At 60.3% G+C, this 19,662-nt stretch carries 16 protein-coding genes; 7 read left to right on the top strand and 9 right to left on the bottom strand.

The window, feature by feature from the left end; translation table 11 throughout:
• Window positions 1-58 precede the first annotated feature (58 nt).
• Window positions 59-1,510, top strand: coding sequence for a TrkH family potassium uptake protein (locus D3P04_RS09930; RefSeq protein WP_119748407.1), 1,452 nt, complete (start codon window positions 59-61; stop codon window positions 1,508-1,510).
• A 6-nt stretch (window positions 1,511-1,516) separates the two neighbouring features.
• On the opposite strand, the gene D3P04_RS09935 is transcribed toward D3P04_RS09930, so the two are convergent.
• Window positions 1,517-2,344 (bottom strand): hypothetical protein, encoded by an 828-nt coding sequence (locus D3P04_RS09935; protein WP_147391909.1) that lies wholly within the window; start codon window positions 2,342-2,344, stop codon window positions 1,517-1,519.
• Window positions 2,345-2,600: 256 nt separating this feature from the next.
• The gene (locus D3P04_RS09940) at window positions 2,601-4,055 is read right to left on the bottom strand and encodes a peptidoglycan-binding domain-containing protein (RefSeq protein WP_182912801.1); all 1,455 of its coding nucleotides are present in this window, start codon (window positions 4,053-4,055) and stop codon (window positions 2,601-2,603) included.
• Between the two features lie 107 nt (window positions 4,056-4,162).
• Here D3P04_RS09940 and D3P04_RS09945 point away from each other — a divergent pair, with 107 nt between their 5' ends.
• From D3P04_RS09945 to D3P04_RS09970, 6 genes are all read left to right on the top strand, one after another.
• Window positions 4,163-5,086: a glycine--tRNA ligase subunit alpha gene (locus D3P04_RS09945; protein ID WP_119748413.1), complete on the top strand. Its 924-nt coding sequence runs from the start codon at window positions 4,163-4,165 to the stop codon at window positions 5,084-5,086.
• Window positions 5,083-5,556, top strand: a complete 474-nt coding sequence (locus tag D3P04_RS09950; protein WP_119748415.1) for a DUF6446 family protein — start codon at window positions 5,083-5,085, stop codon at window positions 5,554-5,556. The genes D3P04_RS09945 and D3P04_RS09950 overlap by 4 nt, the downstream gene beginning before the upstream one ends.
• Window positions 5,556-7,721 (top strand): glycine--tRNA ligase subunit beta, encoded by a 2,166-nt coding sequence (gene glyS, locus D3P04_RS09955; RefSeq protein WP_119748417.1) that lies wholly within the window; start codon window positions 5,556-5,558, stop codon window positions 7,719-7,721. The genes D3P04_RS09950 and glyS overlap by 1 nt, the downstream gene beginning before the upstream one ends.
• Window positions 7,722-7,925: 204 nt before the next feature.
• Window positions 7,926-8,594 (top strand): phosphoribosylformylglycinamidine synthase subunit PurQ, encoded by a 669-nt coding sequence (gene purQ, locus D3P04_RS09960; protein ID WP_119748419.1) that lies wholly within the window; start codon window positions 7,926-7,928, stop codon window positions 8,592-8,594.
• Window positions 8,595-8,713: 119 nt separating this feature from the next.
• Window positions 8,714-10,459 (top strand): sensor histidine kinase, encoded by a 1,746-nt coding sequence (locus D3P04_RS09965; protein WP_232844972.1) that lies wholly within the window; start codon window positions 8,714-8,716, stop codon window positions 10,457-10,459.
• A 20-nt stretch (window positions 10,460-10,479) separates the two neighbouring features.
• Complete coding sequence (locus tag D3P04_RS09970; protein WP_119748421.1) at window positions 10,480-11,805, top strand: sigma-54-dependent transcriptional regulator; 1,326 nt, start codon at window positions 10,480-10,482, stop codon at window positions 11,803-11,805.
• 93 nt (window positions 11,806-11,898) lie between these two features.
• On the opposite strand, the gene D3P04_RS09975 is transcribed toward D3P04_RS09970, so the two are convergent.
• The 7 genes from D3P04_RS09975 to D3P04_RS10005 form a co-directional block, all read right to left on the bottom strand.
• The gene (locus D3P04_RS09975) at window positions 11,899-12,699 is read right to left on the bottom strand and encodes a metallophosphoesterase family protein (protein ID WP_119748423.1); all 801 of its coding nucleotides are present in this window, start codon (window positions 12,697-12,699) and stop codon (window positions 11,899-11,901) included.
• Complete coding sequence (locus D3P04_RS09980) at window positions 12,696-13,643, bottom strand: diacylglycerol/lipid kinase family protein (RefSeq protein WP_119748425.1); 948 nt, start codon at window positions 13,641-13,643, stop codon at window positions 12,696-12,698. The genes D3P04_RS09975 and D3P04_RS09980 overlap by 4 nt, the downstream gene beginning before the upstream one ends.
• A gap of 62 nt (window positions 13,644-13,705) precedes the next feature.
• Window positions 13,706-13,906: a formate dehydrogenase subunit delta gene (locus D3P04_RS09985; protein ID WP_119748427.1), complete on the bottom strand. Its 201-nt coding sequence runs from the start codon at window positions 13,904-13,906 to the stop codon at window positions 13,706-13,708.
• Window positions 13,896-14,723 (bottom strand): formate dehydrogenase accessory sulfurtransferase FdhD, encoded by an 828-nt coding sequence (fdhD, locus tag D3P04_RS09990; protein WP_408634369.1) that lies wholly within the window; start codon window positions 14,721-14,723, stop codon window positions 13,896-13,898. Before fdhD ends, D3P04_RS09985 begins: the two co-directional genes overlap by 11 nt.
• Complete coding sequence (fdhF, locus tag D3P04_RS09995) at window positions 14,723-17,629, bottom strand: formate dehydrogenase subunit alpha (RefSeq protein ID WP_119748429.1); 2,907 nt, start codon at window positions 17,627-17,629, stop codon at window positions 14,723-14,725. The genes fdhD and fdhF overlap by 1 nt, the downstream gene beginning before the upstream one ends.
• Window positions 17,626-19,143 carry a formate dehydrogenase beta subunit gene (locus D3P04_RS10000; protein WP_119748431.1) on the bottom strand — a complete coding sequence of 506 codons (1,518 nt, stop codon included), beginning with the start codon at window positions 19,141-19,143 and terminating at the stop codon, window positions 17,626-17,628. The genes fdhF and D3P04_RS10000 overlap by 4 nt, the downstream gene beginning before the upstream one ends.
• Complete coding sequence (locus D3P04_RS10005; RefSeq protein ID WP_119748433.1) at window positions 19,140-19,616, bottom strand: formate dehydrogenase subunit gamma; 477 nt, start codon at window positions 19,614-19,616, stop codon at window positions 19,140-19,142. Before D3P04_RS10005 ends, D3P04_RS10000 begins: the two co-directional genes overlap by 4 nt.
• Between the last annotated feature and the right edge of the window lie 46 nt (window positions 19,617-19,662).

The following is a 19,662-nucleotide window of genomic DNA, read 5'->3' on the forward strand; positions in this document are numbered from 1 at the left end:
GACCATCCGCGCCGTTTCTGTGCTTGACGCTCTTCGCGCCACGCGGCAAGCAATCAGGATGATTGACATGCGGCCCGTTGCTCAACCGATCGGAAAAGTCACAGTCGTGCTTGGGGTCTCCATGTTCCTGCCCATGACTGTCGATCTGTGGGCCGGAGATGCACATTGGAAAGTCTTTCTTCAATGCGGTTTCCTGACCGTCGTTGCGGGGCTTCTGATCGCCACGGCGGCGCAGCGGGAAGTCCGGGTTCTGAATATCCAGCAGGCTTTTCTGATCACCTCGGGATTATGGGCCGTGCTGCCGGTATTCGGCGCCCTGCCCTTCATTCTTGGCCAGCCCGGAGCCAGTTTCACCGATGCCTATTTCGAGGCGATGTCCGGCGTGACCACGACCGGCGCCACCGCCTTTCCCGAATTGGACAACCTGCCGCGAGGAACGAATCTGTGGCGCTCGATCCTTCAATGGATCGGAGGGCTGGGAATCGTGGTCGTTGCGATGGTCTTCATGCCCGTGATGAAGATCGGGGGCATGCAGTTCTTTCGCTCGGAGGGTTTCGATACTTTGGGTAAAATCCTGCCTCGCGCAGGTGAAATCGCGTCCGAGATGACACGGATATACGTCTTCCTGACCGTTGCAGCGATATTGACCTATATCCTGCTGGGGATGAACGGTTACGACGCCGTCGTTCATGCGCTGTCATCCGTGTCGACCGGCGGATTTTCCAGTTACGATGCCAGTTTCGGAGCCTTCCTGGGTGCGCCGGAATGGGCCGCGTCATTCTACATGATCCTGGCGTCGATCCCGTTCATCCGGATGGTGCAGGCGCTGCGAGGAAATTTCGTGCCGCTATGGCAGGACATTCAGATCCGCGCTTATCTGAGGTGGATCACCTATGCCTGCACGATCATCGTTCTCTACCGCCTGATCGTGATGAAACAGGGAGAAAACCCCTCTGACCTGATCCGGGAGACGGTCTTCAACACGATCTCGACCTTTTCCGGCACCGGCTTTGCCTCGACCGACATGACGGCATGGGGTCATCTGCCGCTGGCGGTGCTGATCCTCGTGGGACTGATCGGTGGTTGCACCAGTTCCACCGGCTGTTCGGTCAAGGTCTTTCGTTATCTGGTTCTGTTTCAAGCGGTACGCGCCCAGATCCGGCGGATCCACTCGCCGCATCGGGTTTACCCGCTTCGATATGGCGGGCGGCATATCGAACAGGAGGTCATCGATTCCGTCATTACATTCTTCACCCTGTTCATGCTGACATTCGGCTTGCTGATCATCGGGCTTTCGCTGACCGGGCTGCATCCGAAAACCGCCCTGACAGCGGCATGGACCGCCATTGCCAATATCGGTCCGGCATGGGGGCCGGAGGTTACGGCGAACGGATCCGTCGCCGAATTCCCGACAAGCGCCAAATGGCTGATGATCCTTGGCATGTTTCTTGGCCGGCTCGAACTGATCTCGGTTCTGCTGCTGCTCCTGCCGAAATTCTGGCGGAGCTGACCCGGTTCAACTTCCCATCAGGGGGCTTTCTTGTTTGAAACGCCTGACGATTCCGCTGAAAACAGGACTGCTCCTGACCCGTGGCGCATTTTCGAGCACGTTGAAATATTGCGCCAGTTCGCGGCGATCACGAAGAACCTTGTTGAACGGCATGGTCTCGATCCGCCCCTGCACCATATTGTCAAAGAACGGTTCAAGCAGCCCGAGCCAATGAAGATAAAGCGGTAACTGATGCTGCAGGAACGGCGCATTGAGAACGTGAAGATTATGCGATGGCATGCGCGCGACATGTTTCCAGTCCAGATCATAGCATCTGTCCACGACCGCATAAACCTGCCGGGCCGAAGCGCATTCCTTTGCAGCATCGTGGAAGGGGCCGTCCCAGTCGAAATTCGTGGCATAATTCTGAAAGCGCGTTTCCCATGGGACAAGCCGGGAATTCAATGTCGTCAACGGATTGAACGCGACAACGGTATCGGCATCGAGCATGCCGGAATAGGCCAGCGCACCATATCCCCCCATCGAGCCGCCGCAGGTGATCACGCGCGCGAATCTGTCCAGAAAGCCGGAATCCTTCAGATACTGAAAAGCCTCGGTCAGACCCTGACGCCGATACCAGTCATTCCGGCCCGGCTTGACGGCAAGATGCGAAACCCGCTTGGTTCGCAGATAATTCACCATCCAACCCGAGCGAAGCCGGTGTTGCGCACGCCCCTGCCCCCTGAGGTGCTCGAACGTGACGACAAGTGGCCCGCCGTCGTCGTAGACGAACGCTTCCAGGGTATAAAACCCGGTTTGAATGACAAGATTTTCGCTTTTACTGATCTGTAACATGAATTCGAAATTTAGCTCGATCTGACAAATGAATTGCGCCGGAATATCGCAAGATGACCTGCGCAACTGCAATAACGCGGCTTCAGGGGGTTGCGTTCCGGGCGCAGCGGTGACGCAGATAACCTACCGGAATTGACCGGCCCCGATACTTGATCCGATACGATCTATCGGGCCGAACGAACCATGACGTGGCAGGAACACAGCCTTTCCGCATCCGGCCGTCTTCATATCCCGGGAACCCGGCATGACATGGCTATCATTGCTGCACCGGGGTAACTTCCGGCCCTGTCGCGGCATCCTCGCTTGCCGCCGCTTCGTTATCTTCGGTTTCGAACCGTGTAAGACTATCGCTCATCTCGGCGGCCAGCCGTTCATGGGTTTTTGCATCCGCGGCAGGCCAGACCAACACGAATCCTTCGGCGCGACCGTCTCTTACCCAACCTTCGGCACGGCCGAAATGATCGGAATTCTGTCCTTTCAACAGGACATGGCCGGATTCAATCTGCCGCTCGGGCTGAGGCACCCAGCCAAGCGCGGTGATCAGCCCCGAAAGATCCAGAAGCTCTTGTTGTCCGCCCGGTTGGCTGAACAGAATCAACGCCCCTCCGGAACCATTCGCAGGGCCATAGATCGACAATGCGCGCTCGGTCCGGTCGAATTGCAGTTTGTCCAGTGGCGCCATCAGGCTCAGCCCGGTATGCTCGTCCTCAAGCAAAGTCAGCCCCATCTCCTTGCGCCATGCCTCACGCCGTTCGATCAGCTTTTGCATCGCCGTGCCGGGATCCGGGGACAGCCGTTCCGCAAGCACTTCAGCCTGAATGGCAGCATTGGTCTGCGGGCCAGGTTTTCCGTCGATGTCGCCCTCGTAAAGACCCGCCCAGCGAAGCGCCTGCTGCACCTCGTGAACAGGAGGCATCTCGCGCGTACCGTCCGGCGCGGGCAGATCGGGCGCCTCGCCCGGCGTCACCACCACGCCCATTTCATCGGCATGGGAGGTGAAAGCGTCATCGGGCAATATCCCGCCCTGCCGGAATACCCCAAGCCATGCCTGCGCCGTCTCTTCTTCCAGCGGTCCCAGCGCCACGCCGAACCAGTCGCCCGGCAGGCGCCACATCCCGGCTCCGGGAAAATCCTTGCGCCATTTGGTCAGGGCTTCCTCGGCCTCCGCTTCCGTTCTGAGCGATTGCAGACGGATATACGTGTCGGGGCCCGCAATGACAGGCTCCACGACCGGGTCAGGTGCATCGGCTGGCGTCGTCGTCGCCTGATCATCTGCCGGGACAGGCATGACCTCTGGCTCTCCGTCGGTTCCGGCGTCCGGAGCTCCGTCCTGCTCCGTGGTGCCACCGTCTAATATTCCCTCCGCCCCCGGCGTCTCTCCTGCCCCTGCGCCCGCCGCCTCGACCACCGGCGTCAGGGCGACGTCACCGCCCGGGACAGTGACAAAGCTGTCCGCCGGAATGCGGCTCGATCGCAGCAATTCGGCAAGCAGCGCGTCCGCCTTGTTGCGCGGCAGCGGCCCCAAAGCGATCCCGATCCATTCGCCATTCAGTGGAAAGGTGACGACATCGTCGAATTCCTGCCGCCATCCCGATGCGGCCTGCGATGCGGCGGCCTCACCGCGCTTGGCCTCGATGCGGATGACCGCATCCTGCGCGACCGCCGCCATCGGCAGACAAACCGCCAGAACCACCGATACTAATTGCCGCATACCGGCCTCCTTTGCATGTCGCTATCCGGCCCTTTATTGACCCTGCCCCCTGCCGCGCCTAGAAGGCGCGGGATGTGTTGCCTTACCTATGCAAAAAGGACGCTCCGATGACCAGCCCCAACCGTCCCCGCAGCTTTCAGGAGGTGATTCTCCGCCTGCAGAACTATTGGGCTGCGCAAGGCTGCGCGATTCTGCAACCCTATGACATGGAGGTCGGCGCAGGCACATTCCACCCGGCGACGACCCTGCGGGCACTGGGTGCGCGTCCCTGGGCGGCCGCCTATGTGCAACCATCCCGCCGCCCGGCCGACGGACGCTATGGCGAGAACCCGAACCGGCTACAGCATTATTATCAATATCAGGTGATCATCAAGCCCAGCCCTCCGAACCTTCAAGATCTCTATCTGGGCAGCCTTCGCGCCATTGGTCTGGATCCGATGCTGCACGATGTGCGCTTTGTCGAAGATGACTGGGAATCGCCCACACTCGGCGCATGGGGCCTTGGCTGGGAGGTCTGGTGCGACGGGATGGAGGTCAGCCAGTTCACCTATTTCCAGCAGGTCGGCGGATATGATTGCCGCCCCGTTTCGGGCGAGTTGACCTATGGGCTGGAGCGGCTTGCGATGTATGTGCTTGGGGTCGAGCATGTGATGGATATGCCTTTCAACGACCCGGCCTCCGCCATTGCCCTGACCTATGGCGACATTTTCCGCCAGACCGAGCAGGAATATTCCCGCTGGAATTTCGATCAGGCCGATACCGGCACGCTGTTCCAGCATTTCAAGGATGCCGAGGCCGAATGCGCCCGCATCCTCAACGCCGCGGCAGAGGACAAGGCCGGACGCCGCATTCCGATGGCGCATCCGGCCTATGACCAATGCATCAAGGCCAGCCATATCTTCAACCTTCTGGATGCGCGGGGGGTGATCTCCGTCACCGAGCGTCAGGCTTATATCGGCCGCGTGCGGGCGCTTGCAAAAGGCTGCGCCGATCTGTTTCTGACCACCGACGCGGCAGGAGAAGCCGCGTGAAGGGCAAGATTGCCGTTATCGTGCTGATCCTCGCGCCGCTCCTTGTGGGAGGCGGGATTTGGTATGCGCAGCAATATGGATATTACCAAACGGTTGAACCGGGCAGCCCCGCCGCCCGGGTTCAGATCGCCACGCCCGACGGACAGAAAGATATTGCCGGGAGCGAATTTCAGATCATCGATGCCGAGAGCTCGCCCATTCGCTGGCGTGCCTGTTTCAGGCTGGAAGGTGAATTGCCCGAGACAATCCCTTTCGACAATCCAACCCCGCTGATTGCGCCCGGTTGGTTCGATTGTTTCGATGCCTCGCAGATCGGTGCGGATCTCGAAGCGGGAAAGGCCCGCGCCGTGCTTGCACAGCCCGAAATCCACCCGGATGTGGATCGTGTGCTGGCCATTTATCCCGATGGCCGTACCTATGGCTGGCACCAATATAACGACAAGACCCCGGAACGCGGAGTGATGGACTGATGCCCGACCTTCTCATCGAGCTTTTCTCGGAAGAAATTCCCGCCCGGATGCAATCCCGCGCGCGGGCCGATCTGAAACGCCTGATCACCGACGGGCTGGTCGAGGCCGGGCTGACTTACGGTTCAGCAGGCGTATTCAGTACACCGCGCCGCCTGACCCTGACGGTCGAGGGCCTGAGCGCCAACAGCCCGACCCTGCGCGAAGAACGCAAGGGACCGCGCGTGGATGCGCCCGAAAAGGCGATCGAAGGCTTCCTGCGCAGCACCGGCCTTACCCGTGATCAGCTGGAAACCCGCGACGACAAGAAAGGGCAGGTTTATTTCGCCACCGTCGAAAAGCCGGGACGCCCCGCCGCCGAGATCGTGGCCGAGGTTCTGGACGCCGCGATCCGCAATTTTCCGTGGCCCAAATCCATGCGCTGGGGTGCCGGCAGCATTCGCTGGGTGCGTCCGCTGCATTCCATCCTGTGCATCCTCTCGGATGAATCCGGGGCATCGGTCGTCCCTCTGACCATTGACGGGATCACTGCAAACGGCAGCACGCGCGGACATCGCTTCATGTCACCGGATGCGTTCAGCGTCAGCAATTTCGAGGATTACGCCACCCGGCTGCGCCGCGCCCATGTCATGCTGGGCATGGCCGAGCGTGAAGCGGCCATCCGTCAGGAAGCTGAAAGCCTCGCCTTTGCTCGCGGCTGGGAAATCGTTTCAGATGAAGGGCTTCTGTCCGAAGTGGCCGGGCTGGTCGAATGGCCGGTACCGCTGATGGGGGTGATCGAAGAGCGTTTCCTCGACCTGCCGCCCGAGGTGCTGCAAACCTCGATGAAAGAGCATCAGAAGTTCTTCTCCGCCCGGAACCCCAAGACCGGTCGGATCGAGGGTTTTGTGACCGTCGCCAATATCGCGACCGAGGATGATGGCGCGACCATCCTTGCCGGGAACCAGAGGGTGCTGGCCGCGCGTCTCTCGGATGCGGCGTTTTTCTGGGAAAACGATCTGCGGATGGCGAAAGCGGGGATGGAGGTCTGGGCCGAAGGGCTGAAATCGGTGACCTTTCAAAGCAAGCTCGGCTCTCAGGCGGATCGGGTTCAGCGGATCGCCGCCCTGGCCCGCGAGATTGCACCGCTGGTCGGTGCGGACAGCGATCAGGCCGAAGAAGCCGCAAAGCTCGCCAAGCTGGATCTGCGGTCGGAAATGGTCGGGGAATTCCCGGAATTGCAGGGGATCATGGGGCGCTATTATGCCAGAGCGGCAGGTCATGCCGATGCCGTGGCCGATGCCGTGCGGGATCATTATTCGCCGCTTGGGCCATCCGATGCAGTTCCGGCGGCGCCGGTTTCGGTCGCCGTCGCACTGGCCGACAAGATCGACATGCTGACCGGATTCTGGGCGATTGATGAAAAACCGACCGGATCGAAGGATCCTTTTGCGCTGCGGCGGGCGGCGTTGGGGGTAATCAGGCTTATTCTTACCAATAATGAAAATTTCTCATTATTGGATCCAATTCGTGATTGCCTCGGATATCATGATTACTCATTTGAATTGAGACGTCACCTAGAGCACCCGAATGATGGAGTATTAGAAAAAATTCTCGCACAGGGAGCAGCAAGTTGGCGACGAGAAGCCACTGATCCCGACGTAATAGACCTCCTGACTTTCCTCCACGACCGCCTCAAGGTGCATCTGCGCGATCAGGGTATCCGCCACGATATTATCGATGCCGTACTGGCCCAGCCCGGCAATGACGATCTGGTGCCGGTCGTGAACCGGGCAACGGCACTGAACGGCATGTTGGCGACCGAGGACGGGCAGAACCTGACGCAGGGGTTGAAACGCGCCGGGAATATCCTGTCGCAAGCGGAACAGCAGGACGGGGTCGAATACAGCTTTGGCGCCGATGTGAAATTCGCCGAAACCGATGCGGAACGCGCCCTGTTCTCGGCGCTCGATCAGGCGGAACCGGCAATCTCGGACGCTGTCAAGCGCGAGGATTTCCCCGCCGCGATGACCGCAATTGCCGCGCTCCGCATGCCCATAGATGCGTTTTTCGAAGCGGTACAGGTCAATACCGATGCGCAGATCGTGCGGCGCAACCGGCTGAACCTGCTGTCACGCATTCGCGAAGCCGGACGGCAGATCGCGGATTTCACCCGCATCGAAGGATAACCATCCCGACATCGGGTGCGAAACACGGCAGGCCATTTGCGCCTCCCGGTCAGCCGGGCGAATGACGGGCGGACCGGGGCCGAAATGCAGGTTCGACGGAAAGCGTCGATTATTACCCCGTCATCAGCGATTTACGGGCGGAAACTCTTTTCGGGGCGATGAAATTAGGCTAAGGCAGCGACATCTTCGCTAGGAGTTTCGCCCATGAAAGCTGCTGTCATCACCTTCCCCGGCTCTAATTGCGACCGAGATCTGGTCGTGGCGCTACAACAGGCAGGGGCGGAGGTCGCGCGGGTCTGGCATAAGGACGACTCTCTGCCCGCAGGAACCGATCTGGTCGCAGTGCCCGGTGGGTTTTCCTATGGCGATTATCTGCGTTGCGGCGCGATCGCGGCGCAGTCACCGATTGCAAAAGCCCTGCGGCAACATGCCGAGCGTGGGGGCTTCGTGCTTGGAATTTGCAATGGTTTCCAGGTCTTGACCGAACTGGACCTGCTTCCTGGCGCATTGATGCGCAATCAGGGACTGACATTTCTGTGCAAACCCGCCGTTCTGGAAGTCGCCACGACGGATAGCGTCTTTACCTCGGGCTATTCCGCAGGTCAGCAGATTACGATCCCGGTTGCCCATCATGACGGCAATTATCAGATCACCCCTGACGAGCTTGAAAAGCTGTACAAAGAGGACCGGATCGCCTTCACCTATGCGCCCGCGATCAACGGTTCTGTCGCCGATATCGCCGGAATCCTTTCGGGTAATCGTCGGGTGCTGGGCATGATGCCGCATCCCGAACGGGCCGCGGATGAAAGACTTGGCGGCAATGACGGCGCGCTGCTGTTCCGCGGACTGGTTGATGCATTGGTAAGCAGTTGACTTGAGCGGAAACGGTTCTGGAACTAGACTGCCATAACCGTAACTTGCAGCCGAAAGTTCGCCTTGTGACTGAAGGAGACAATAACACGGCTCACATCCAGACCAGACGGCGCCGAAGACTGGCCGCCGCAGTGAAGCCGTGGTGGCTGCGCGGTTCCATTGTGCTGATCGTGCTGACCGCGATCGCGTCGATCTGGACGACGAATGCCTGGCTGACCGATCGCATATCCGAGAATACCCGTGTCCGGGCGGAATTGCGGCTTGCGCTTTATACCGGGAACCTGATTTCGGAATTGCGGCGGACTGCCGTGGTGCCATTGCTGCTGGCCCGTGATCCGCTGCTGATCGAGGCGTTGAACAGCAATAATTTCTCGACCACCTCGGCACGGCTGATCGCGGCGCAAAAGGAAATCGGCGGCGTGTCGATCCGGCTTCTCGACGCATCCGGGCGCACCGTAAGCTCAACAGACCGTTTCCAGATCGGCACCAATTACGCGCTTGCGCGCCATTACGTCGATGCATTGCGCTCTCGCGATACGGTTTTCACTGTCTCGAACGAGAATGCGGCCGGCTATGAATTCACCTATTCCCGCGCCGTCGTCGCCGAAGGCAAGACGCTGGGCGTGATCGTCGTCGGCGCGGAACTGACGCAGATCGAACGGTCATGGGCGGGAATATCGGATGCCGTCGCGGTCGTCGACAGTTCAGGCAATATCATTCTGGCCACAGAGCCGCGCTGGCGCGGGCTGACCATGCCCGAGGCGCTTGAGGTGCGCTCGGCGCCCTCCGCCATCCAGCGGGCGTTTCAGGTCACCACCGACTGGACCACCCCGCCTGCCGACGCCTATCTTGCCGGAAACGCGGTGATGCGCAGCGAGGCGCGGATCCCGTTCCGGGGCTGGAAGATGATCGGCTTCACCACCTATTCCTCGATCCGCGAGCGTGTGAATGCCGTATTGGCACTTGAGATCATGGGCTTTGCGATCCTGCTGGCGGCAAGTTTCTATATCCTGTCGCGCCGGGCGCGGATGCAATCCGTGGCCTATATGCGCGAGTCTGCCGACCTGCGGGCATTGAACGCCCGTCTCACGCGCGAGATCGCTGAACGCGAGCGGGTCCAGAAAGAGCTTCGGGTGGCGGAACAGACCGTCCAGCAAAGCTCGAAACTCGCGGCACTTGGCGAAATGTCGGCCGGGGTCAGTCACGAACTCAACCAGCCGCTGGCCGCGATGAAGACCTATCTGGCGGGCGCCAGGCTGCTGCTGCAACGCGCACGCCCCGAAGAGGCGCTGTCCAGCTTTCAGCGGATCAATGATCTGATCGACCGCATGACCGCGATCACGCGACAATTGAAATCCTATGCCCGCAAGGGTGGCGAGGCCGTCGAGCCTGTCGATCTTCGCGCAGCCGTCAGTTCCGCGCTCAGCATGATGGAGCCGCAACTGCGCGAACGTCCGATCCGCGTAAACCGGAACATCCCGCGCGAGAAGATCATGGTGATGGCGGATCGCATCCGGCTTGAGCAGGTCATCATCAATCTGTTACGTAATGCAATGGATGCGGTAAAAGACCGGCGTGATGGACAGATCGATATCACGGTGGAAACCCGTGCTCACGCTTATTTGTCGGTACGGGACAACGGCCCGGGTGTCGCTGATCTCGAAAAACTGTTTGAACCTTTCTGGACAACGAAAAAACCCGGAGAGGGTACCGGCCTGGGTTTGGCCATCTCTTCGACTATCGTCGCGGATTTCGGAGGACGATTAACCGCACATAATGAAACCGAAGGCAGCGGAGCGGTGTTTCAGGTTGAGTTGCCCTTGCACAGACCGGATGACCCGAGCGAAGCGCTTGCTGCCGAATAAGAAACAGGAGAGGATGCCTGATGTCCCGCAAACTGAAGATTGCGATCGTTGACGACGAGCCCGATATGCGGGAATCGATCAGCCAGTGGCTGGTCCTTTCGGGTTTCGATACCGAAACCTTTGCAAGCGCAGAGGATGCATTGAAGGTTATCGGGCCGGACTGGCCCGGGATTGTCCTGTCGGATATTCGTATGCCCGGCATGGACGGCATCGCATTTCTCAAACGGCTCATGAGCACGGATTCCGCCCTGCCGGTCATTCTGATCACCGGGCATGGCGATGTCCCGATGGCGGTCGAGGCCATGCGGCTTGGCGCCATGGATTTCATGGAAAAGCCGTTCAATCCCGACAAGATGACCTCGCTGGCCAAGAAGGCGACCCATGCCCGGCGCATGACGCTGGACAACCGCGCATTGCGCCGCGACCTGTCAGAGGGTCAGCAGGTCATGTCGAAACTGATCGGCTCAAGCCCGGTCATGGAACGGCTGCGCGAGGATATCCTTGATCTCGGACAGGCTGACGGCCATGTCCTGATCGATGGCGAAACCGGCACCGGCAAGACGCTGGTGGCCCATGCACTGCATGCTGTGGGGCCACGAGCGAACAGAAAATTCGTACCGGTCTCCTGCGCCGCCTATAATGACGAGGCGCTAACCTCTCGCCTGTTCGGCCCGATGGATGACGGGTTGCCCGCACTGGAAGAGACGCGCGGCGGGACATTATGTCTGGAAGACATCGAAGCCTTGTCGGAGCCCTTGCAGGCACGGCTGCTCGCCTTCATCAACGATCAGGCCTCGCCTTCGGAAACCCGGATCATCGCCATCTCGAATGCCCGTGGCGAAGGCCGCAAGGCCGAGGATTCACTGCGCCCGGATTTGTTCTACCGCCTTTCGGCATTGAATATCACCCTGCCCCCCCTGCGCGCCCGGGGCGAGGATATCCTGACATTGTTCAACCGCATGACCGAGCAATTCGCCGAGGAATACGGCTGCGACGCGCCGCAGGTCGGCGCACAGGAGGCCGCGCAGCTTCTGCAGGCTCCGTGGCCGGGGAATATCCGTCAGCTCATCAATGTCGCCGAGCGTGCGGTGCTGCAGAACCGGCGCGGCACCGGCAGCATCGTGTCGCTGCTGATGTCCGATGGCGACGACAATCAGCAGGCGACCACGACGGAAGGCAAACCGCTCAAGGAATATGTCGAAAGTTTCGAGCGGATGCTGATCGACAATACCATGCGCCGTCACAGGGGAAGCATCGCCAGCGTCATGGACGAATTATGCCTGCCCCGGCGGACGCTGAACGAAAAGATGGCGAAATACGGGCTGCAGCGCAGCGATTACCTGTAAACCGGTTCCGCAACCTGCCGCCGCCTTGAATGAATCCGGCGGCAGGTTTCGCCTTTGAGCAAGCGCAGATGACAGCGGCAAGGCCGCAGGTTTCTAGTCCAGACTCTGCCAGTACCCGTCCACCCGCGAAAATCTTGACGTTTCGGCGATCCCGTCAGGATCATAGGTTCCATTCCGCGCATGATGACGCGCGACAAACAGCGTGTTGTCGTCGCTGAATTCCAGAACGGCAAATTCGTTCGGCGGATCCTCGGGGCGTGCGCAAAGCGCGGTTCCTGCGTGAATCTGCAAAATCCGCGCGGGCGAGCCCGGCCCAAGCAGGAATTTTGCCTCCCACCGATGCAGATGCCCCGACAGAATGACCTGCACCCCCGCCTCTTCCAGCATCGCCAATGCCGTTCCGGCATTCCGGGCAAGCTGCTTCGGCGCGTCCGGCGCCTGCTGCAGGGGATGGTGAATGGCAACGATATTCATCGCGGCAGGATCAATCCGGGCAATGGCAGCCCTGACCACGCCATTGCGTAGCGCACCGCGACGCCATGAAAACGGGTCAACGCTGTTTATGCCCAGGACCTGCACCCCGCCCACCCGCATGGCCGGTGAAAGATCGGCGACTATACTGCGACGATAGCCCGCCCAAGGCTGGGTGAAACGCATCATAAGGCTGTACAGCGGAATGTCATGATTGCCGGGCACCGCCAGCAGTGGCGCCTTGATGCGGGAAAGGAAATCGGCGGCTGCGGCGAACTGGTCTGGACGGGCGCGATGGGTCAGATCTCCGGTCACAACGACCAGATCGGCCTCTTGGCGGTTGACGCAGGCAAGCAGGGATTCAACCATTCCCGCATGTTCATAGCCGAAATGCAGGTCGGAAAGATGGACAAGCCGCGTCACGCGCCGTCACCATTGGTCTTGCCGCGCCCCTCGGCGGGCAACAGCATACGCAATGCATCCTTGCGGACACGCAGATGCAATGGGCTATGCATCAGGTTTTTTTCGCCGTCATGCGCGACATGCTGGCTTTTTCTGGTCTGGATCGTCAATTCGTCAGTGGTGATCAGGTCGAAATCATCATCCTGTGCGCCCAGTCCCGCCACCAGCCGAAGGGCAGAACGGATCAGCGGCAACGGTTTGCGCGCGCGGGCGATCAACACGGCAAACTGCCCTTTGCGGATTGCATCGGCACCCTCAAGACCAAAGCTTTCAAGTTGGTATGCACTCCGGGCAACGAAGACAAGCGCGGTCGTGAAATGACGGGTTTCGTCCCCGATCCGCGCGGACAGCGTCATCGGCCGGCGTAATCGCCGCAATGAAATCAAGACCGAACCATAGGCAGCAATACGCGAGCGCCCCCATCGCCGATAGATGCCTTCGCGCATCTTGAGGATATGCGGGTAGATGCCCAGACTGACATTGTTCAGAAACACCAGATCGTTGATCTGTCCGATATCCACCGTCGCGATACGAGCATTCCGAAGCGTTTCAAGCGCCTCTTCCGGCGTCTCGCCCACGCCCAGATCACGGGCGAAATAGTTGAATGTGCCGCCGGGCAGAACGCCCATGATGGTATCGGTTCCGGCAAGCACGCCAGCGACAGCCGCCAATGTGCCGTCACCACCTGCCGCAATGATAACCTTGAAACCGTCCGAGACGGCCTGTCGCGTCATCCGCGTCAGATCTTCGCCGCGCTGAGTCTGGCGCAATTCGAATGCAGCACAAAGAGGCTGCATTGTCTTCGTTACAAGCGTGATGAATTCCTGATCGTCCTTGCGGCCGGAACCAAGATTCATGATGACGCAAAGGCGGCTTTGCGACAGATCCAAGTCATTGTTCGGCATAAGGCCTCGGAAGCTATTCACCGGTTACAGGTTAAAGATAACTTACAGAGACCTTGCCGGTTTCAAAGCAATTTCGCCGCAGCCTCCACCGACGGGTTCAGACCCGTGCCGCCGGATGCGATATAATCCGCCAATTGCTTGCGCATTCTTGGTTCCCAGAAATCAGAGATATGGCTGGCGATATTTTTCGCCGCATCACCGGGTTGGGTATTGAAAAAAGTAGCGATCTGATTGGCCATCATGACCATTTTTTCAGGCGACATGCGATACCTCGGCCTTCAGCCGTTCAGGGTGGGTAAAAAGATCGAAGCCTTCGCCACGGGCGAATGCGGCGACGGTGATGCCTGCGGCATCGGCGATCCGCAGAGCATGAAGCGTAGGCGCCGAGACCGCGATCAGGATGGCGCACCCGGCCATGGCGCATTTCTGCACCATTTCGACCGAGACACGGCTGGTCAGGACGATCGCGCCCCGCTCCGCATCCATGTCCTGCCGCGCCATCGCGCCGATCAGCTTGTCAAGCGCGTTGTGGCGGCCAACATCTTCGCGGGCAAGAACCACGCCCCGGCCCGGAATCAGGAATCCGGCGGCATGGACCGCCCTTGTCCGGTCGTGAAACGGTTGCCAGTCGCGCAAGGAGTCCGTGGCCAAGGCAACCTGCGACACAGAAAGCGACGGGCCCCTGTCCCGCAAATCGGGCAAGGCCCGGCTCGCCTCTTCCAGAGAGTCGATTCCGCATAGCCCGCAACCGACAGGGCCGATCATGTTGCGACGGCGGGCGGCCAATGCCTGCGCCCGATCGCCGCGCAGCCACATCCGGGCCTCGATGCCCAGATCATGTGCGATGACTTCGCAAGAGGCGATATCCTCAAGCCCGGTCACGAACCCCTCGGTCAGCGAAAACCCCGCCGCGAAATCCTGAATATCGGCAGGCGTGGCCATCATCACCGCGTGGCTCGTCCCGTCATAGACCATGGCGACCGGAGTTTCCTCGGGAAGACTCCGGCTTACGCCATTTTGACTGCCCGGCCGGACATGGCTTGCAGCCATCACGCCGACGGGTTCCGGCAGTTCCGCCATCACTCCGCCGCAGGCAGGATCCGGCGCGACAATTCGGCGTGCCGGTTATAGTTTTCCTGCCACTCCGAAGGCCCGTTCGAGGGGCTGACCTGCACCGCGGTGACCTTGAATTCAGGACAGTTGGTCGCCCAGTCCGAGAAATCGGTCGTCACCACATTTGCCTGCGTCGTCGGGTGGTGGAAGGTCGTATAAACCACCCCTGTCGCGACACGTTCGGTTACAACGGCGCGCAGCGTCGTCTCCCCCGTGCGCGAGGCCAGCCGCACGAAATCGCCATCATTGACACCACGCTGTTCGGCATCATGCGGATGGATCTCAAGTACATCCTCGTCATGCCAGATGCTGTTGTGAGTCCGGCGCGTCTGAGCGCCCACATTATACTGAGACAGGATCCGCCCCGTGGTCAGCAAAAGCGGGTAACGCGGGCCGGTACGTTCATCCGTCGCCACATATTCGGTGATCATGAAATGACCCTTGCCCGCCTTGAAGCCGTCGACATGCATCAAGGGCGTGCCCTCGGGCGCCTCCTCATTGCAGGGCCATTGCACGGAGCCCTTCTCTTCCAGAAGCTCGAACGTCACTCCGGCAAAGCTTGGCGTAGTCGCGGCGATCTCATCCATGATCTGCGACGGGTGGGTATAGTGCCACCCCGCCCCCATCGCATTGGCCAGCATCTGCGTGACCTCCCAGTCCTCATAGCCGTTCCGTGGCGCCATGACCTTGCGGACCAGATTGATCCGCCGTTCGGCATTGGTGAAGGTGCCGTTCTTCTCAAGGAAGGTCGAGCCGGGCAGGAAGACATGGGCGTAATTGGCCGTCTCGTTCAGGAACAGGTCATGCACGATCACGCATTCCATCGCAGCCAGTCCCGCCGCGACGTGATGGGTGTCGGGATCGGATTGCAGGATATCCTCTCCCTGGCAATACAGCCCCTTGAACGTGCCCTCGACAGCGGCATCCAGCATGTTGGGGATCCGCAGACCCGGTTCGGGATCGATCTCGACGCCCCATGCTTGTTCGTAGATTGCACGCACATCCGGCAGTTTCACATGCCGGTAACCGGGCAGTTCATGCGGGAAGGAGCCCATGTCGCAGGAACCCTGCACGTTGTTCTGGCCGCGCAGCGGATTCACCCCCACGCCCTCGCGGCCGATATTGCCGGTCAGCATGGCGAGGTTGGCGATCCCCATGACGGTGGTCGAGCCCTGCGAATGTTCGGTTACGCCCAGCCCGTAATAGATCGCACCATTGCCGCCCGTCGCATATAGCCGTGCGGCGGCCCGCAGATCGGCCGCGGGAACGCCGGTCAGCATCTCGATCGCTTCGGGCGCATGACGTGGATCACGAGCGAATTCGACATAATGCTGGAATTCGTCCCAATCGCAACGTTCACGAATGAACATTTCGTCATAGAGCCCTTCGGTCACGATCACATGCGCCATGGCGGTGACGACGGCCACATTGGTGCCGGGGCGCAGCGGCAGATGATGCTCTGCGCGAATATGGGTCGAGCGTACCATATCGATCCGACGCGGATCCACGACGATGACCTTGGCGCCTGCCCGCACGCGCTTTTTCATCCGCGAGGCAAAGACAGGATGCGCATCGGTCGGATTCGCACCGATGATCATGATTACATCGGAATATTGCACCGAGTCGAAATCCTGCGTTCCGGCCGAGGTGCCATAGGTCTTGCCCAGACCATAGCCGGTGGGCGAATGGCAGACGCGCGCGCAGGTATCGGTATTGTTGTTCTTGAACACCGCGCGGGTCAGTTTCTGCACGAGATAGGTTTCCTCATTCGTGCAGCGGCTGGATGTGATCACGCCGATGGATTTCTGACCGTATTTTTCCTGCAGCCCGCGCATCCGGTTCGCAGCAAAAGCAAGGGCCTCATCCCATTCGACCTCTTTCCACGGCTCATCGATATGATCACGGATCATCGGCTTCAGGATGCGGTCCTTATGCTGGGCATAGCCATAGGCAAAACGTCCCTTGATGCAGCTATGACCCCGGTTCGCCTTGCCGTGCTTATAAGGCACCATGCGCACCAGCTCATCGCCGTTCAACTCGGCCTTGAAGCTGCATCCCACACCGCAATAGGCGCAGGTGGTGATGACCGAGCGTTCGGGCGTGCCCAGTTCGATTACCGATTTTTCCTGAAGCGTTGCGGTCGGGCAGGCCTGTACGCAGGCACCACAGGACACGCAATCGGAGGTCAGGAAATCATCGGTTGCAGCGCCGGCACTCACCCGGCTGTCAAAGCCCCTGCCCTCGATCGTCAGAGCGAAAGTGCCCTGCACCTCTTCACATGCCCGCACGCAGCGCGAGCAGACGATGCATTTCGAGGGATCATAGGTGAAATACGGGTTGCTTTCGTCCTTCGGAATATAATTCGCATTCGGCCCGGCCCCGTCGCGTTGCGCGAAGTGATTGGCCAGCCCGCCATTTTCGGGCGCCTTGTAGCGCACATCGCGCAGCCCCACGGCCCCGGCCATGTCCTGCAATTCGCAATCGCCATTGGCGGCGCAGGTCAGACAATCAAGCGGGTGGTCGCTGATATACAGCTCCATCACGCCCTTGCGCATCCGGCGTAGTTTCTCGTTCTGGGTATGTACCACCATACCCTCGGCAACGGGCGTCGTGCAGGATGCAGGCGTGCCGCGACGCCCGTCGATCTCGACGAGGCAAAGGCGGCAGGAGCCAAATGCTTCCATGTTGTCGCTTGCGCAGAGTTTCGGAACCTGGATCCCGGCTTCTGCAGCCGCGCGCATGACCGATGTGCCTTCAGGCACGGTCACTTCGAAACCGTCGATGGTCAGCGAGACCGGCGCACCGCTGCGTGCAGGGGTGCCCATGTCGCGGTCGTCACCGGGCGGGAATGCGGGAATGATGAAATCTTTCATTCGGCAGCCTCCTTATGGCAGGCAAAATCGTCGGGGAACTGGGTCAGAGCGGACATCACCGGCATGGGCGTCAGCCCTCCGAGCGCGCAAAGCGACCCGTCCTTCATGGTTTCACAAAGATCTGTCAGCAGATCCACGGCCGCGGGGTCACCGCCCGCGATCCGGTCAACGGTTTCGACACCGCGCACCGCGCCAAGGCGGCATGGCGTGCATTTGCCACAGCTTTCGACAGCGCAGAATTCAAGCGCGAACCGGGCCATTTGCAGCATGTCGGCAGTATCGTCGAACACCACCAGCCCGGCATGGCCGATCAGCCCGCCATTCTGGTCGAATTCCTCGTAGCCCATCGGCGTGTCGAATTTGCTGACCGGCATATAGGCCCCCAGGGGTCCGCCCACCTGCACCGCCTTGACCGGGCGTCCCGATGCGGTGCCTCCGCCGATTTCGTTCACGACCTCGCCCAGAGTCACACCGAAAGCCGTCTCGAACAGTCCGCCATATTTGATATTGCCGGCGATCTGCAATGTGGCCGTGCCGCGCGAACGCCCGATGCCGAGACCGGAATAATACGCCGCGCCCTTCTCGAAGATGACCGGGATGGTCGCAAGCGAAATGACGTTATTGACCACGGTCGGTCGGCCAAGGAACCCTTCCAGAGCGGGCAGCGGAGGCTTGGCCCGAACCACGCCGCGCCGGCCTTCGAGGCTGTTCAACAGTGAGGTTTCCTCACCACAGACATAGGCGCCCGCGCCCATGCGGATCTCCATGTCGAACGCCTTGCCAGAGCCCAGCACATCCGGCCCAAGCACGCCTTCCTGCCTTGCGATCCGCACGGCGTCATTCATGACCCTGATGGCATCCGGGTATTCCGAGCGCAGATAGACATAGCCCCTGGTCGCGCCGACACCGAGTCCGGCAATCGCCATCCCCTCGATCAGGGTAAAGGGATCACCCTCCATGATCATGCGGTCGGCGAAAGTGCCGCTGTCGCCCTCATCGGCGTTGCAGACGATATATTTCTGCTCGGCCGAGGCTTCCATCACGGTTTTCCACTTGATCCCGGTGGGGAATCCGGCCCCGCCGCGCCCGCGCAATCCGCTATCGGTAGTTTCCTTTATGATTTCGGCCTGTGACATGCCACAGGCGCGGCGCAACCCTGCCAGTCCGCCATGCGCCCGATAATCATCCAGATCCAGCGGATCGATCACGCCGCAGCGGGCAAATGTCAGCCTTGTCTGGCGCGCGTACCACGGAATCTCGTCGACCGGCCCAAGACTTTCAAGCTTGCCGTCCAGCAACGCCGGAACATCCTCAGGCGTCACGGGACCATAGCCGATCCGCCCTTGCCCCTGATCGATCTCGACCAATGGCTCCAGCCAGACCATTCCGCGCGTACCGTTGCGAATGATCTGCGCATCAATTCCTCGTGACGCGGCTTCGCGGCGAACCGCATCAGCCACTTCATCCGCGCCCAGGGCCTTGGCTGCGCTATCCATGGGAACATAAATCTTCATGCGCCGGCCTCATTCAGCAGCTTGTCCATCCGCGCCTCATCCACGCGCCCGGCGACGCGATCGTCCAGCATCGCGGCCGGAGCGCAGGCGCAAAGACCAAGGCAATAGACCGGCTCGACGGTCACAGTGCCGTTGGAGGTCGTATCATGCCAGCCGATGCCCAGCTTGCGCAAAGTCGCCTCGGCCAAGGCATTGCCGCCCATCGACTGACAGGCTTCAGCACGGCAAATCTTCAGCACATGACGGCCCGCGGGCGCCTTGCGGAAGTCATGATAAAAGCTGATGACGCCATGAATTTCGGCGCGCCCCAGGTTCAGCTCATCCGCCAGAACCGGCACGGCTTCCTGTGGCACATAACCGTAGCTGTCCTGCAAAGCGTGCAGCATCGGGAGAAGTGGTCCTTCCAAAGAAGTCAGCGGCGCGACAATGCCGCGAATGTCTTCTTCGGATGGTGCTGGCGCATTAACATGCATAGCTGGCCTTTCGTCATTCCTCTTTTACCCGATTCAACACCTTATG

This window comes from Paracoccus onubensis, from assembly GCF_003591515.1.
Taxonomy (GTDB): Bacteria; Pseudomonadota; Alphaproteobacteria; order Rhodobacterales; family Rhodobacteraceae; genus Paracoccus; species Paracoccus onubensis.